The following is an 18,108-nucleotide window of genomic DNA, read 5'->3' on the forward strand; positions in this document are numbered from 1 at the left end:
CATCTGTAATTCTTCATTAAGTGCAAATCTAAGATTCTCATTGTTATTAGGTACTAATATTTCACTTGCGCTTTTAATACCAGCGACTAAACCATATCTTTTAATTGCTTCTTGGAGCATTAGTTGTTCTTCATTAATAAGCCGACTTTGAACCATAACGGCTTTCTCCACTTTTAAAAATAATGAGTTTTTTTCTTCATCTGTAATATCGAGAATTGCAATATTATCAATTATTTGCGAGTTATATGCAGTTGCAACTTCAAATGCACTTTTTAAATCATTATATAAATCGGCTCTACCAATATCATTCCCTTGACGTATAAATCTTATATACCATTTCAATTCCCCAGTTTTCTTAAGCTTGTATTCATACATCATAAATGTGCCATTGAGTTCATACCAAGGCTGAGGGCACATCGCTAATGTTGGTAAAGCAAAGTTTGGGATTTGAGAATATGGCATATCTAGTCCTTTAGGTTTTAAGTAGAGTCAAGTAACAACTATGCGTAAATTTTTCATTTGCCACCACTAAAATAGTTGCGGTTTGTAGCCTAAATCCCGTTTAAATCTTTCTGAGAGCATTCAACTAAAAAGTGCACATGATAAGCAATCGAGACTAACACGTGTTTAAAATCGCTCACTGAGCATTGTTAGATGTGGAAGATTTGATAGGCATAAAGTAAAAAATTCTGGACACCCGAAACTCTTTTTGCTTTTAGAGATATACAAGCAACACAAAAAATCTGGGCATATCATCATTAAATGCAAACTCTCGCCTTTTGAACCTGCAGGCTACGCAAATGCCAAAAAGGTGCGCCATGGTGATTAGCGAGACGACCGTCCGCCCCATGGACGGGGCGGTCGAGCATCCAAGGATGGACTCGCTGCGAGTCGATGAGTCAATACCATGGCAAACCAGACTGCGTAGTGAGTTTGATACTAAAAGCAGAGCCAATAAAGAGTAATAAGACTTACAAATTATCATTGGGTAGCATTAGATAGAAAGGTGTTGAAGATTCACGTGACTAATTTTAGGAAAAAGGCTTTCTTAGCAGAAAAGAGTACGGATAACGCACTAACGCCATGGGGATTTGAGCGAATTATCGGCAAGTGGTTAATATCAAAAGCAATCGTGATGTATGGCTAATGGTAGATATTAAAAACCAATGATGACTATTGATCTACAACCCCGTTATGCCGCAACCACGTGGCGCTGCGCGCGCAGTGGGTGTAAGCGATTATGCATCACTTTGATGGTTTCAAACTGCACCATAGTTTTCGCGCCCGACAAGACACATTCAGGTGACAATAACATCACTAGCGCGGACTGTAGGGTATTTTCAACCACGAGGGCGAGTACTCTTTGCTTTTGGCATTTAAGCTCAAAGACTTTACCCACATCGCTATAAACACAGACATCACTGGTATCAAAAAACCATGATTTTGGCATTTGCGGTGTCAGCATAAAATGGGCTGCGGTGGCATTGAGGGCAATTTGAACAATTGCAGCATCGGACAAAGACAGAGTTTTAGGTAATCTATCGAGTAAGCTCATATAGAATTTGGCGTGCGCAATATTAAATTCCATGCTTGATAAGGCATCTGGAATGAGTAATTTTGCTTTATAAGACGTCAGAAATTCTATCTCGGAACCTAACGATACGCCTAAAACACCATACGAATCGTTATATTTCCATTGCCAATCTTTTTGTGGCATTAATAACATAACGGTGACCCAATATTTGAACACTGGGACATAATAGTAGATATTTTATCCAATATCAAAATAAAAATAATAAAATACAAATTATTTAACAGTTACTTAGTCGATCTAATATAGGATCTTAACAGCGATCTAGGGATCCTTTTAGATCGCTGTTAAAGAATAAGATCTTATTTTAGATCGTTATATTGATTTTAAGATCATTATTTTAAGCGGTATGCATTCACAATTTCTTTAATTAACTTCGGACCTTGATAAATAAAACCCGAATAAATCTGCACCATAGTGGCGCCCGCATCAAATTTAGCCAAGGCATCTTCGGCACTATTGATGCCGCCCACACCGATGATCGGGATCTGCCCTTTCAAACATATCGCTAACTGTTTGATCACTTTGGTAGACAGCTCTGTCAACGGTTTACCGCTTAAGCCGCCGCTTTCATTGGCGTTGGCAAGACCGCTAACACCATCACGCGTTAAAGTAGTATTAGTCGCAATTGCGCCATCAAATTTGTTTTTAATCAAAGCTTGCGCGATATTTTCAATTTCTTCGATGGTTAAATCTGGAGCAATTTTAAGCGCGATGGGCACGTATTTTTTATGCTTTTCGGCCAGTTCAAGTTGCTTAGTTTTAATTGCGCTCAATAATTCATCTAATAGATCGCCATATTGTAGCGATCGTAATCCTGGGGTATTAGGTGATGAAATATTCACCGCAATATAAGCCGCATGGAGATAAACTTTATCCATGCAGATCAAATAATCGTCTTTACCTTGTTCTACTGGGGTGTCTTTATTTTTACCAATATTGACGCCAACCATAATGTCGGTCTTTTTAGCAATCAAATTTTTGACCAGATTATCGACACCTTTATTATTAAACCCCATGCGATTAATAATGCCTTTGGCAGGCTTTAATCTAAATAGACGGGGTAAATCATTACCAGGTTGTGGCCTTGGGGTCACAGTGCCCACTTCAACATGACCAAATCCCATCGCATGAAAGGCATCAATCGATTCGCCGTCCTTGTCCATACCCGCAGCGAGTCCCACTGGGTTAGGAAAAGTCAGTCCCATAACACTCACGGGAGCCGGTGCAATCGTTTGTCCGTATAGACACATTAGCGGGCTATTGGCGGTCATTTTTAGACTGCCTATAGCAAGATGGTGAGCTCGCTCAGGATCCATCTGAAACATGACTTTCTGTGCGATTTTATAAAACATGTACTTTCCTCGACCTAAAAAAAGCCCCGGCGATCGCCAGGGCTTCTGATTGTTATAATAAGTTTACTTTTGGCCTTCGCAGTGAAGGATCAGAAGGTTAAGTTCACGTAGGGCGACAGAGAACTTAGCAAACTCATGGCTTTGCGACGTTTTGAAGTCAGCTAGCATGTGGAACCATCTTTCCAATAAGCCTTGATTGATCTCAATCCACTGAGAAATCACGCTTTCGGCATCACAGGTTGCACTGCAGGTTCTTAGTACCACTGAACTTAATGCACGTTGTTGCCAATCCAACTCTTCCCTAAAGGCGGCACGAGCCAGTGCTTGCCAATGGTTAGCCACAGGTTGAGCGCTGATCTGTTCTAAGAACCAGTGCAGCTCAACGCGGGCGCCGAGTTTGAAGTAAGTTTCAGCCACTAGCGCAACTGTCTTATCTTCTGTTTGGGCAATTTGGGCAATGTCTAAGGCAGAGAACAAGGTGCTCATGTTAGCCACAATGGTTGCCACAGCTTGTGGTACGTTTTCTTTGACCAAAGCATTGATCTCAGATTGGATACCCTTCGCTTCTTCTTCGACCAGATATAAATGAACATTATCTTTAATTTGTTCAAATACAGGTTTGAAGAAAGCAACTGTCTGTTCGATGCTACCAGTGCGGTTACGGTGACGGAGGAACCAGCGGCTAGCACGACGCATATTGCGGCGTAACTGATGCAGCATTTCACCTTGAACCACAGCAGGAACTATGCCGTTTAAGTCAGTGATCGATTTAGTTAATTCAGCTAAACCAAATACTTCGCGGGCCATAGTGTAGCAAATTGCCGCGTCAGCAACTGAGGCACCTGTCTCATCTTGCATACGTTGAACAAAATTCAAGCCCATGTCGTTAACGAGTTCATTGGCGAGTGAGGTCGCAATGATTTCGCCACGCAGTGGATGGGTTGCCATTTTGTCGCTGTATTTTTCCTGAAGTTTTTTCGGGAAATAGGCAATAAGCAATTGGCTTAACAGCGTATCTTCAGTGATTTCTGGGGTCACTAATTGCTCTTTCAGCACCATCTTCGCATAGGCAACCAGTACTGATAGCTCAGGACGTGTTAATGCACGACCACTGGCTAAACGCTCAGCCAATTCGTCGTCAGACGGTAAGAACTCTAAGGCTCTGTCTAACTTGCCTTCTTTTTCCAGATACTGGATAAAGCGGATCTGCTCTTTTAACTGCTCAGCACCACGCACTTGGGTAACAGAGATAGTACGCGTTTGATCTTTACAGTCTTGCAGTACAATGTGGCCGACTTCTTCAGTCATTTCTTCCAGTAAACGGTTACGTTGTTTCAACGTCAGTTCACCTTCAGTTACCATAGCGTTCAGCAAAATCTTGATGTTCACTTCGTTATCTGAACAGTCCACACCACCAACGTTATCCACGAAGTCAGTGTTGATACGGCCGCCGTTAGACGCATATTCGATACGACCTAACTGAGTGCAACCTAAGTTACCGCCCTCGCCGACTATCTTAGCACGCAGTTCGCCACCGTTGACACGCAATGCATCGTTGGCACGATCGCCGACTTCAGCATGGGTTTCGCGTGCAGATTTCACATAGGTACCGATACCGCCGTTCCAGATCAAATCAACTGGCATTTTCAGCAGTTCTTTCATCAGCTCAGTTGGGGTCATAGAGGTTTTCTCTGTGGCCAACATTTGCTTAATTTCTGCCGATAATGGAATGGATTTAGATGAACGTAGGAAAATACCGCCACCTTTAGAAATCAACTTGCTGTTGTAATCTTCCCAGCTTGAACGTGGCAGAGCGAATAAACGCGCCCGTTCATCATAACTTAATGCCGTATCCGGATTTGGATCGATAAAGATATGCATGTGGTTAAAGGCTGCAACCAGTTTAGTGTGGTTAGACAACAACATACCGTTACCGAATACGTCGCCCGCCATGTCACCTATACCTAAACAGGTAAAGTCTGTGGTTTGGCAATCAATACCGACTTCGCGGAAATGACGCTTAACAGATTCCCAGCCGCCTTTGGCCGTGATACCCATTTTCTTATGGTCATAACCGTTACTGCCACCCGATGCGAATGCATCACCGAGCCAGAAGTTGTATTCAAGAGAAATCGAGTTCGCGATATCAGAGAATGTCGCAGTGCCTTTATCGGCTGCAACCACTAAATATGGGTCATCTTCATCGTGACGAACCACATCCAATGGATGGACGATTTCACCGTTCAAAATGTTATCGGTAATATCGAGCAAGGCACGGATAAAGATGCGGTAGCATTCTTGACCTTCAGTGAAGAAAGCTTCACGGCCGCCTTCGGTTGGCAATTGTTTACAAACAAAGCCACCTTTAGCACCCACAGGCACGATCACAGTGTTTTTCACTTGCTGTGCTTTTACCAGACCTAATACTTCAGTACGGAAGTCTTCACGACGATCTGACCAACGCAGACCACCACGGGCCACTTTACCGTAACGTAAATGCACACCTTCAACCCGAGGCGAATAAACGAAGATTTCGAATTTCGGCAGTGGGCGTGGCATTTCAGGGATCAGTGAAGGCATGAATTTAAACGAGATATAACTCTTAGATTCGCCTTTAGCATCCTGTTGGTAGAAGTTGGTACGCAGAGTAGCGTTAATCAGGTCTAAATAACGACGAATAATACGGTCATCATCTAAGCTAGACACTTCGTCTAAACGTAAATTGATTTGTTCCATAAACTTGCCCAGAGTACGGGTTTTCAGTTTAGGGTTAAATTTACGGATGAACATCTTCACCAACAAATCAGCGATTTGTGGGTAACGACCGAAGGTTTCTTCGATATAAGACTGACTGAACGTCGCATCGATTTGACGCATGTATTTGGCATACGCGCGCAGTACCGAGACTTCACGGCCCGTTAAGCCTGACGCCAGAATAATGCGGTTGAAACCGTCATCTTCTAACTTCTTTTGCCACACTTGTGACAGTGCAGTTTGGAATCTGTCTTGGCTATCGGCGATGTTGTCTGTGTTGACGACTTTAACTGTCATCAAGAAGTCTAAGATCCAGAAGGTAGAACCGTCTGAGGTCGTGACTTCATAGGGGCGCTCGTTGATCACGCGCAGACCAAAGTTTTCCAGCATTGGCAGCACATCAGAAAGATGAATTGGCTCATCTTTATGGAATAGCTTTAAACGCACTTTATTGTCGTTCAGCGCAGCTTCCTGCGGTTGATAGAACAACATGCCGAGCTTGTGTTCGTCATCCAGTGCTTCGAGCTGTTGCATGTCAACGACGGCAGAGCTTGGCAATACATCTTCTTTATAGCTTTGCTCAAACGCATTGAAATAACGCTTTGTCAGATGAGTGCCGGCTTCTTCACCGAGTGCACTGTTAAGCGCAGTGCTTAACTTATCTTCCCACGAACGAGCCGCTTCTATTAAGTTGTTCTCTATGGCAGCCACATCTACATCCATATTATTGTTATCAACTTTGACTATGTAGTGAGTGCGGGCTAGCGTCGACTCGGAGAAATAAGTCGTAAACTCTACATCTTCTTTGCTGTTAAAATGCTGGGCCAGAATACGTTGAGTATCTTGGCGGAGTTTAGTGTTGTAACGATCCTTAGAAACGTACACTAAACAGGATAAGAAACGGCCAAAGCCATCTTTGCGCACAAAGAGTTTCAGCTTGTCTCTGTCTTGCATTTCTAACACGCCATGGGCCATGTGCGATAAATCATCAACATTGGCTTGAATTAGCTCGTCACGAGGTAAATTCTCAAGAATGTTTAGCAGGGCTTTATAGTCGTGTGAACGTGGGGTTAAGCCTGAACGATCTAACACACGCTGGACTTTTTCGTTCAGCAGTGGGATTTCACGTGGGCTGCGGTTATACAGGTTTGACGCATATAAACCGATAAATCTATCTTCACCAACCACATTGCCTTTCTTATCGAAACGCTTGATGCCGATATAATCGACATAAGCTGGGCGATGTACGCGGCTCTTGGCACTGCTCTTAGTGAGGATCAACAAGCTGTGATCTAAGGCTTCTTTGCGGGCGCTATCGGAGAAGCTAGATAGCAACAAACCTTGCTCAGGTTGCGCTTTAGTGTGCTTGTTCATCAAACCTAAACTAGAGGCGATATTAGGCACTAACTCAACATCACCTTCGACACGATTCAAATCGTATTGGCGGTAACCTAAAAGCGTAAAGTGATGATTATTCAAGTAAGTCAGGAAGTTAATGGCTTCTTCTAACTCTTGCTTATCGCCAGGGAACGGACGTTTTGGCAATTCCTTGATCATCTCCCCCAACTTGGCAGACATGGCTTCCCAGTCATTGACTGATGAAGCAACATCGGCAAGCACAGACTGAATTTCGCGCTCTAATGCTTTGATATCGACAGTGCTGCTTTGGCGGTCAATTTCAATCAAGAATACGGCGACATGTTCAGTGCTTTCTGGGCTCTGATTAAGATAAGTGACATTGGTCACACCGCTATCTGAACGCTCAATGGCCAGCGGAGTGTGTAACATCATGTGAGCAGTAATACCCATACGATTCAATGCCATACCAACTGAATCTACCAAGAATGGCATGTCAGGCTGGATAACTTCAATGATCGAGTGGGTAGATTGCCAGCCGTGTTTGGCCTGGCTAGGGTTGAACACTCGTAAGTGAGTGTTACCTTTTGGCGTTTTGTTCAGGGCGTTCCATAAACTGAGAACCGCACCGTATAAATCACTGTCATTACGCGCATTGAGATCGTCTTTCGACATGTGGGCATAAAGGCAGGTGGCGAACTGTTCAACTTGCTTGGCTTGTGAATTAGGGACTTTAGCGTGAATTAAACTGACTACATTTTCAAGTAGTACTGAAGGCATTGCATCTTTCAAGGCCATGTTGCTGTTTCCTTAAGCGTCTATGGCAGCGCTTTTTTCATTATTTGGATGCTTCGGCTTAACGATCTCAGATAAATTAATGTGATCTGGATCATCGCGCGAAGTTTATTACTAAAACCGCTGTATTTCGAGGAAAATTTTAGTGGTACATCCTCTTGAAATCCAGTATTCGCGTAAACAATGAATGACAAATGACCAAACAATCGATAAAGCAGACTAAGTATTCAAAAACAAATGGGGAGCTAAGCTCCCCATTCGTAGACCCTACTTAGGTTGGCGCCAGAAAACGGCGGCCAATGCAGGAAGGATAATTATGGCACCGAGCATATTTACCACAAACATGAATGTTAACAATATTCCCATGTCCATTTGGAATTTAAGTGCCGAGAAGAACCAAGTGCTGACACCAATCGCCAATGTGAGGCCAGTAAAGATCACCGCACTGCCCCGTTCGACCAACGCCTCATAGTATGCCTGTTGCACTGGCATACCGTTCGAGAGCTTAGACGACATGGTCGAGAGGATATAAATACCGTAATCCACACCGATACCGACACCCAGCGCAATAACTGGTAAGGTACTGACTGCTAAGCCAATATCCAGTTGCGTCATCAAGGCTTGCGCCAATGTCGACACCACATACAGCGGGATAATTACCGCCACAGTCGCTTTCAAGGATTTAAAGCTGATTAAGCACAGTACAAACACGGCACCATAGACGTATAACATCATAGGTAATTGCGCTTCAGCTACCGCTTCGTTGGTCGCAGCCATCACGCCTACAGGACCCGATGCCAGTTTAAACTGCAGCTTGTCGTTATCCATTTTCGCGGCGACGGCTTTCACCTTAGCGACCACAGTTTCTATGGTTTCTGCCTTGTGATCTTTCATAAACAAATACACAGGCATGACAGAACAATCGCCATTTAACAAACCAGAGGTCGTCGGAATTTGGCCAATGGCCTGCACTAAACTCGCGGTCGTGCGCGGCAGCACTTCCCACCTTGGATTACCTTCGTTAAAGCCTGCGTTCACTTTTTTAGCAACCGACGCCAGACTCACAGTCGACTCGACCCCAGGCGTATTACGCACTAACCATTCAAACTCATCAATTTGAGTCAGCACATCATGGTAAGTACAAGCCTCGGGCGCCGCCTCAACAATCACAGTCATCACGTCGGTAGTGATGGAGAAATGATCTGTGATGAAGAAGGTATCGAGGTTATAGCGCGAATCTTGGTGTAACGCTGGCGCCCCGCCCTGTAAGTCACCAATCTTCATCTGATTGGCTTGTTGCAGACCGGCAAAATACAACACCACAGTGGCAATAATCACCACCACAGCGTATTTAGGCGTCGCGAAACGTGCTAAGAAACGCCAAATCGCTTCAGTGCGGACTTCTTCAGCCGTCGGCTCTGCGGTTTTATTGACTTTAATTTCAGTAAAAGAAATCACCAAAGGCAACAGGATAAGGTTAGTGAAAATGATCACGCCCACACCGAGTGACGCCGAAATCGCAAGCTCGCGAATAATTCCGATATCAATCGACAACAGGGTAATAAAACCAACAGTATCAGACAGTAACGCGACACCGCCCGGTACTAATAAACTGCGAAATGCCGAAGCCGCCGCCGCTTTGGTGGTTTGTCCGTCCATCACGCGGCGCCTTACCGCGTTGATCATCTGCACCCCGTGGCTGACCCCGATGGCAAATACCAAAAACGGCACCAGAATCGACATGGGATCAAGACCAAAACCAATCACAGTCAATAAACCAAGCTGCCAAACCACAGCGGTTAAACTGCAGACGAGGGGTAAAACGGTCAGAATGATCGATTTAGAGAAGAGGTAAACCATGACGGCGGTGATTAAAATTGCGATCACAAAGAACAGTAATACACCCTTAGCACCATCGGCCACATCCCCGGCCATTTTGGCGAAACCTATGATGTGAATTTTAACCTTGTCAGTTTCAAACTTGCCCCTAAGCTCATTTTCGAGCTGCGCCGCAAAGGCAATGGTATCTAAGGGTTTACCTGTTTGTGGGTCAAAGTCCATTAACTGCGCCGACACCATGGCCGCACTGTAATCGTTGGCAATTAATCGGCCAACGATGCCCGCTTTTTCAATATTATCGCGCACGGTTTCGAGCCCAGATACTGAGGTCGAAAAATCCGCAGGAATAACGGGCCCGCCAGCAAAACCATCTTCAACGACTTCGGTAAAACGAGTGGAAGGCGAAAAAATCGATTTCACCTGCGCGCGATCAACCCCAGGTATAAAAAACAGCTGATCGTGCACATTTTTTAAGGTATCAAAATAGTTCGCATTAAAAATATTGCCGCTGGTGTCTTCCACCGCCACCATGATGCTGTTGGCGCCACCAAAATCTTTTTGGTGTTTCAGGTAGGTCTGCATATAACTGTGATGCAGTGGAATATTTTTGATGAAGGCCGCATCCATTTTGAGTTGACTGGCTTGAAAGCCTAAAAACAACGTCAAAAACACAAAAATGCCGACGACCCACGCACGATTGCGAAATAAAAATGACTCAAATCCGTTGACCAGTTTTTCTAACATCTTCTCGGCCCTGTTATTGTAGTTTTAAAATTTTATGGCTTAAGAATAAACAGCCCTTGGCTGCCGGATAACCACATATTCCCTTGATTATCCTTCGCAATAGAGACTAAGTTTTCCCCTTGGCGACGAGTGACAATACTGCTGGTATCATCCCCATTGAGCTTAATCACTATCCCTGCATTGCCCACGAGATAAACCGCATCGTCCGATACTGACATCGCCCCATTGATTGAAGATTGCACTGGAAGTTCGATTTCATTCCACTGGCTTAAACTCACGTCAGCTTTGAATATATGACCGCGAAGGCCCATCACATACACGGCATCTCTCGTTTCAATGGCATTAAACATAGAGCCATCGTAATCAAAACTGGTACGCGCAAACGTTTGGCCTTGATCGCTTGAAACGGCCACTAGACCTAACTCGCCGACCAGTAATAAACGTCCGTCAGTCAAGGTTAAAATACGATTAAAGTGCGGCAATAATGAAGCGCGTGCGCTCACATAGGCTGATTGATCGCTGCCTTTCAACTCCGCTAAATAGGACACATCTTCTTCGGCTAACAGCTCCTCATGGAACTCGTCGCTCCAATGGGCACCACCATCATTAGTACGATAAAACAAACCGTAAGCCCCAATGGCGAACCCCTTGTTTTCATCTAAAAAGACCACATCAAGGAATGGCTTTTCAATCTCGGGCGAATGCATCTGCTGCTGCCAAGTTTGACCGCCATCCTGAGTATGTAAAATGGTCGCATCATGGCCCACGGCCCAGCCGAGTTTGTCATTAAGGAAAAACACTTTGGTCAGCTGCGAGCTCACGGGTGTCGCCACTTGATGCCAACTGCCGTCATAAACCAGAACATGACCGCGTTCACCCACAGCCACTAACCCTTTGCCCACGTTGGCAATATCTAAAATCAGGGATGAAGCCGCAAGTGGTTGAATTTGAGAAAAAATCGGATCAGAGGGGGTTGCAGATAACGTAGAAGGGAAAAAAGCGCCACCGAAACTTAATGCAGCAACACACTGAAGGATGCGAAACGACATACAAACTTCCTTAAACTAATGAGGGGCGCAGAGCGCCCCTTTATTTGTGGCGTATTAACGGATACCTTCGCGACGCAATGCATCGGGGGTAAAGTTAGCTTCAGTCAGTTTGGCATCGAAGTTATACATACCACTTTGGTTGTCTAAACCCATGGCGAGATAACGACGGGATTGCAAATCATGGAAGACTTCCAGCGTGTCCCATTGAGTTGGCACTTCGTAGTAGTTCAAGCCATGTGCAACAGCCACACGATACAGCTGATCACGGTTATCGTAGAGATCGGCTATCGACACTTGCCATGAATCTTCGTCAAGGTACATATCGCGCACTTTGTAAATGTGGCGCATACCGTCTTTCAACGTCGCCTTCACTTGCCATACGCGGTGTTTTTCCCAACGAACATACTCAGGATTAACATGCCCAGGTTTTAAGATTTGGTCATATTTCAGCTTGTCTGAGTGCAGTTTGTAATCGTTGTACGGAATGTAAATTTCTTTCTTGCCAACCAGTTCCCAGTTATAACGCACTGGAGAGCCGTTAAACATGTCGAAATCATCCGTCGTACGCAGACCGTCAGACACTGTACCCGGTGTATCGAAAGCGACGTTTGGCGCTTTACGGACACGACGTTGTCCTGTGTTATAGGTCCAAGCTTGACGTGGCAACGCCTCTTGATCCATGGTCTCTTTCACCAATAACGCAGTTCCCGCTAAACGGGCTGGTTGAGTCACCACTTGCTTAAAGTAGAACAACGTATTGCTGGCTTTAAGCAGATCTAAGGTCATTTCTGGACGAGAATATTCGAAGCGAATTTCCTCTGAGGTTTCCACTAAGCTATAGCTACCATCGGCCGTTGGTGCAGCTTGGCTACGGGAAGTCTCGATATCGACCCCGCGAAAACGCAAAATGTGGTTCCAAATCGCTTCTAACCCATTTGCTGGGATCGGGAATGGAATACCAATAGCAGCGCCAGAAATACCATTGCCCTGTGCAATCAATTCTGCACGTGTCGCGTTAGCTTTGGTCGCATCATAGACAAACTGCGGCACTGATGCGCTACGGCGAGTCTTATACACATTCATCTTGTAAGTATCAGGATAAAGTTCGAACAACTTCATCTGACCCGGCGTTAAAAAGTCTTTATATTGCGCTTTGTTAGCATTGGTAATGGTGAATTCAATCTTATCCTCAGGGAAAGGATCTGGGTGATGCATCCCTTTGGTATAACCCGCTACAGGCTTAGTGATACCACCATCCCAAGCAGGAATAGAACCGTCAGCATTACCTGCTTTTTCAGCACCTAAAGGGGTGAGCTCATTGCCAAGTTTAGCCGCGTCAGCCTCTGATACCTTAGCCATAGCGACTGGCGCTACGAGTGCGAACATCACTGCACTCGCCAATATCGTCAGTTTCTTCATTGTTTGAGTCCTTTTAGATCGAATACTTGATATTGAATGAAACATAATCACGATCTGCCATCGCATTCGTCGTACCGACACCGCCAAAGAAATTGTTATAGGAGATATCTGCACCCCAACGGTTTTGATAGTCGAAGTTAACGCCTAGCGCGACAGACTTGCGTCCTTCCGTGAACAGGAACATAGGATCCGGAGTAATACCGTCAACGTCATGGGAGAAAATGACCCGTGGCGACATATTGACCCCAGCAAAGACGTTGTTGAAATCCGCTTTTGCCACTAAACGGTAGCCCCAAGCAAAGTCAGTTGGGAACGGGTTAGTTTCAGGACCATTGTGCAAGGCTTGAATGATGCCAGGCATATCTGGGTTGCCGCCAGAACGTGACGTACCGGGACCATTGAGACGTAACTCATCGAAACCTGGCATATCGTGGATCCACACACCGCCAACCTCGGCCAACATAGTTAAGTTATCTAAACCTAAGGTTGGGCCAAATAGATGGGTGAAAGTCATCTGCGCCTGTGTGGTATCCACGCGAATAAAGCCATCGACGGTTTCACCCGGTTGAACGTCTTTAATCTGTGAAATACCATCAAGATCGGGACGAAGCCCCGCATTGGCTAACTGTTGTGGCATACCGGCGAACAGCAATTCAACGTCATCAATCTGCAGTGGCTCATCTTGACGATGGGCAATCTCACCCGCGACAGACGTATCACCAATCAAGGTGTTGAAGCTGAAACCGTAGAGTTTAATATCCTCTGGATAGACGATTTGCGCCTTAGAGAAGCTCTTCAGACTAAGCAGCAATTCACGGTTGATGTTGCCCGAGTTTTGGCCTACCGTCGCCAAATCAGATAACAATGCACCCGTGCTAAAGTCGGCAGCAGTACCACTGATAAGTGGACGACGACTATGGTAATTCATGAAATAGAAACCAAATTCCGTTTCACCTAGCTCAGGCGCGTAATAACCCAGCTTGATACCGTATTGGCCATCATTGCTTGGTTCTTCTTCATCCTGCACTAGGGTCACTTTCGTTGGGTAGGCTAAAGCCATAGAAACCAATTGCTGCGTCGGAATAGATTGGCCGCTGGCGATCATGCCCGCTAAACGCTCATATTCTTGCATCACAAAATCTAAGTTGATGTCAGGGTTAGCGTTAAACCCAAGCTGAGCGTTTTGAGCATAACCACCAAAACCGGCAAAATCGTTAGTCGCAAAAATGGAGCCCGGAGTTGGGACCCAAATAGGTTGCCAATCATATTGATAGAATGCTTCAACCGTTAGCGAATCTGTCAGGCCAAGGGATGCCCACACCATACCTTGCGGTCTAAACGCTTCTTTTAACTCAGCACCAGGTGCGTTAAGAATGTTCAAATCCACGGCGTTAATTTCACTGATCCCATGGGCAATCAGTGTACTTTCACCCCATGACACCACTTGATTACCAACACGAATAGATAATGGATTCGCACCCTCATTCAAATCGAAGTTGGCATAGACAAACGCATCTAATAAACGGATATCTTTACATTGTACTTCTGAAGCGCGGCTATCTTCGCAAGGGTCAAATTCTTTACCCGTGATCGGATCGTTGTAGTCATAATTGCCATCGTTCAGTTTACGATCATAAAAATACATACCGCGGGCGAACAAACCGTAGTTTTTGTATTTCAACGATAATTCATGCAAACCTTTGACGATCTCAGACGTAGTATCGCCTTGAGAATAAAGTAAGTTACTTAAGTCATTGTTACTGGAATACGACCCGGGCTGGGCCCAAATCTCAGCTGAAGTATATTTTGTATTGCCAAATGCGCTGTAATTAGACCAATCGAATTGGGGTTGATTCACCTTACCAATTTGACCTTCCCAATCGCGCGCGCCAACACGCCAGCTCGCACCAGCAGTCCAAGTTGAGTCAAATGTCCCCTCAACCTCTCCCCAATCAAAAGATATTGCATTAACGCTTGGGATCATTAACAAACTCAATGCCGACGCCACCCCCAAAGCAAGCGCCGATTTGTTAAAACTATTTTTAACAATTTTCATTTTAGCTCTCCGTACCCTGCTGGATTCTTTGTTTTAGGAATTACAACCAACATCTTGTTAGCTCACAGGTAACATCATTGTTACAGCAATTAATCCCCTTGGGCAAGGCGCAGTTAGAGAAAATTTTCTAAAGAATTAAGCATGTAGACACATTTGTGCCAGCAGTTGAAAAGGTGGGATTTAAATTAGAGAAAAGCAGGATAGAAATGAAGCGGAAAAAGATATCAAAAAATCATATAATTCATTAACATATTTAAAAAATAAATATCACAAACCGAGCCTGATAATCAGCCGACCGTTTAAAGTAATTACTCTAAGCGCAAATAAACAAATTCAGACTAGACTCGATTTAATGAAACAAATTGTCCCTTGTCATCTAAAACCAATTTGAAATAGCCTTGAATGCCATTTTCGGTTAAAAAACGTCTGAAATGACGGCCATTAATCCACAAAATACGTCCTTGCGTTTCGCGGACCTCAATTTTATCAGCAAGCCCTTGATAGTAGGGTAAGAAATCTCGATAGCTGATCGTTAGTTTGAAATACAATTCCATAATATAAGGGCGGCATCGATTGCCGCCCTCCTCCTACAAACCGCTATTTTGCCAATGCCTTAGAGACTTTTTCGTACATATCCTTAGATAAGTCAGGTAAAGCCAAAAGTTGCCCTAAACAGGCTTTTATTAAGGTTTGACGGCCTAAGTCGAATTTATTGAACTGGATCAATGGCGTCACCATGCGTGCCGCGACCTGCGGATTGAGCTTATTAAGGGTCATTAAGCATTCGGTTAAGAAAGCATAACCCTTACCGTCTTGACGGTGGAATTGGTAAATATTCCCCGCCGCAAAACTGCCCACTAACGCGCGCACTCGGTTTGGATTACTCATACTAAAACGCTTGTGCTGCTGTAATTGACGCAGACATTCAATCACATCTTGCGCATTACGAGTCGCTTGCAACATAAACCATTTATCCATTACCAATGGCGTGTCCTGCCAACGCAACTCAAATGCGGTCATCAACTCATCGCGACAAGGCAAATCACCCACGTTCGCCGCAGTCAGTGCGCCGAGGGAATCAGTCATATTGCTGGCTTTATCAAACTGAGCAATCACTAACGCTTCTGCCTCATCCGACACCCGTGCTAACCAAGTTAAACACTGATTTTTAAGCGCTCTTGCCTGCGTGCTATCGACTGATACCAAAGAGCGATAGAGCGCGATCAATTCATCTTCAGAGTGTGAAGCAAGCTCTGTTAACACAAATTCACGGGCTAAGGCTAACGCATCGAGATCAACGCTGTCAGTTTGCTCAATCAAAGCAGATGCCGTAGGTATGGCTAAGATTTCGGCAATCAATGCTGGGTCAAGTTCAGTGTCTAACAACACGCCTTTAAAACTATCGCGCACGCGGGGATCGAGTGTCATGGCTTGTTGCTGCTGTAAACTCGCAACATTCTGCCAAATCGCTTGGCTCACTAAGGTCACTGAGGCTTCCCAGCGCGCCACTTCGCTGCTAGCAAAACGCATCAAGTGAACCAGTTGATCCACATTGAATCGATATTGCAATTTAACGGGCGAGGAGAAGTTTTGTAGTAACGAAACCACCGGTTTATGACTTAATCCCTCAAAACTAAACACTTGTTCAGCCTGAGTAAAGTCGAGAACTTCATTCACTAAAGAGTGGCCCTTGGCATCTAAGAGTTCGATGCTAAACGGGATATGCAAGGGTGATGCACAGTTCGCTAAACTTTGTTTAAGGGTTAATTGGTAAATGCCCGTTAGCGCATCGAAACTGTCCATCGCAGTCACAATCGGCGTGCCCGCTTGGCTATACCATAAACGGAATTGGGTTAAATCCACGCCACTGGCATCTTCCATTGCCGCCACAAAATCATCGCAGGTGACCGCTTGGCCATCGTGGCGATTAAAATACAGTTTCATCCCCGCTTGAAACTTTTCTTCGCCGAGCAAAGTGTGCATCATGCGGATCACTTCAGCGCCCTTGTTATACACAGTGACTGTATAGAAATTATTCATCTCAATCACAGATTCTGGACGAATGGGATGGGACATTGGGCCAGAATCTTCGGCAAATTGCTGATTCTTGATCACTTTGATTGCGTGAATTCGATTCACAGCGCGTGAGCCTAAATCGGAGCTGAATTCTTGATCGCGAAAAACCGTTAAGCCTTCTTTTAAACTTAGCTGGAACCAATCACGGCACGTCACGCGGTTTCCGGTCCAATTATGGAAATACTCATGGCCTACCACCGATTCAATACCGTGATAATCCTCGTCGGTAGCCGTTAACGTATCTGCAAGCACATATTTAGTGTTGAAGATATTTAAGCCTTTGTTTTCCATCGCTCCCATATTGAAAAAGTCGACGGCAACTATCATGTAAATATCTAAATCGTACTCGAGGTCAAAACGACTCTCATCCCATGCCATGGATTTTTTCAGCGATGCCATCGCATGGTGTGCTTTATGTAAATTACCTTTATCGACGAACACTTGCAGGATCACTTTACGGCGACTGCGGGTAATGAACTCATCTTGCAACAGATCAAAATCGCCAGCGACTAAGGCAAACAAGTAAGCCGGTTTTGGAAACGGATCTTGCCAGCAAACATAATGGCGACCGCCCTCTAATTCGCCTTGATCAATCAAATTCCCGTTACTCAGTAAAAACGGGAATGCGGCTCTATCGGCTTCGATGCGCACAGTATATTTGGCTAAAACATCAGGACGGTCGAGGAAATAAGTGATCCGTCTAAAGCCCTCAGCCTCACATTGCGTGCAGTAGGCACCATCTGACATATACAGGCCTTCAAGGCTCGAATTGGCCTCGGGATCGAGCTTAGTGACGATGTTCAGCTCAAACTCATCAAGCGCAGTTTCTAAGACTAATTGACCCGCGCTAACATGGTAAGGCACTGCCTCGCCGTCAACCGTCAACGAGATCACAGTTAAGTCTTCACCATCCAACACTAGGGCTTGGGTATGCTTAGAAGTGCGTTTTACCCGACTTATCGCCTGCACTTGAGTCTCATTGCCCGCCAGATTAAAGGCTAAGTCGATCGTGTCTATCGTGAAGAGTGGCGCTTGATAATCTTTTAAATATTTTGCTTGAGCTTGTGTCATTTC

10 protein-coding genes are annotated in these 18,108 nt (G+C 44.9%); all 10 read right to left on the reverse strand.

Annotated features, from left to right (window positions below):
- Positions 1-462, reverse strand: a 462-nt coding sequence (locus tag Q4Q50_RS12610) for a hypothetical protein (RefSeq protein ID WP_311899578.1), incomplete at its 3' end; no start/stop codon positions are given.
- Between the two features lie 730 nt (positions 463-1,192).
- Positions 1,193-1,726: a cell division protein ZapC gene (locus tag Q4Q50_RS12615; RefSeq protein WP_006081901.1), complete on the reverse strand. Its 534-nt coding sequence runs from the start codon at positions 1,724-1,726 to the stop codon at positions 1,193-1,195.
- Between the two features lie 200 nt (positions 1,727-1,926).
- Complete coding sequence (gene pyrD, locus Q4Q50_RS12620) at positions 1,927-2,946, reverse strand: quinone-dependent dihydroorotate dehydrogenase (protein ID WP_311899580.1); 1,020 nt, start codon at positions 2,944-2,946, stop codon at positions 1,927-1,929.
- A gap of 63 nt (positions 2,947-3,009) precedes the next feature.
- Positions 3,010-7,854, reverse strand: a complete 4,845-nt coding sequence (locus tag Q4Q50_RS12625) for an NAD-glutamate dehydrogenase (RefSeq protein WP_311899582.1) — start codon at positions 7,852-7,854, stop codon at positions 3,010-3,012.
- Between the two features lie 264 nt (positions 7,855-8,118).
- Complete coding sequence (locus tag Q4Q50_RS12630) at positions 8,119-10,434, reverse strand: efflux RND transporter permease subunit (RefSeq protein ID WP_006081904.1); 2,316 nt, start codon at positions 10,432-10,434, stop codon at positions 8,119-8,121.
- 32 nt (positions 10,435-10,466) lie between these two features.
- Positions 10,467-11,483 carry a YCF48-related protein gene (locus Q4Q50_RS12635; RefSeq protein WP_006081905.1) on the reverse strand — a complete coding sequence of 339 codons (1,017 nt, stop codon included), beginning with the start codon at positions 11,481-11,483 and terminating at the stop codon, positions 10,467-10,469.
- Positions 11,484-11,537: 54 nt separating this feature from the next.
- Positions 11,538-12,902 (reverse strand): DUF1329 domain-containing protein, encoded by a 1,365-nt coding sequence (locus Q4Q50_RS12640; RefSeq protein ID WP_006081906.1) that lies wholly within the window; start codon positions 12,900-12,902, stop codon positions 11,538-11,540.
- A 13-nt stretch (positions 12,903-12,915) separates the two neighbouring features.
- On the reverse strand, positions 12,916-14,958 hold the full coding sequence (locus tag Q4Q50_RS12645; RefSeq protein ID WP_006086279.1) for a DUF1302 domain-containing protein: 2,043 nt from the start codon (positions 14,956-14,958) through the stop codon (positions 12,916-12,918).
- 338 nt (positions 14,959-15,296) lie between these two features.
- Complete coding sequence (locus Q4Q50_RS12650) at positions 15,297-15,512, reverse strand: DUF2835 domain-containing protein (protein ID WP_006086278.1); 216 nt, start codon at positions 15,510-15,512, stop codon at positions 15,297-15,299.
- Between the two features lie 43 nt (positions 15,513-15,555).
- Positions 15,556-18,105, reverse strand: coding sequence for an aminopeptidase N (pepN, locus tag Q4Q50_RS12655; protein ID WP_311899585.1), 2,550 nt, complete (start codon positions 18,103-18,105; stop codon positions 15,556-15,558).
- Positions 18,106-18,108 lie beyond the last annotated feature (3 nt).

Origin of the sequence: Shewanella scandinavica, assembly GCF_031932065.1 — a bacterium.
Lineage (GTDB): Bacteria > Pseudomonadota > Gammaproteobacteria > Enterobacterales > Shewanellaceae > Shewanella > Shewanella baltica.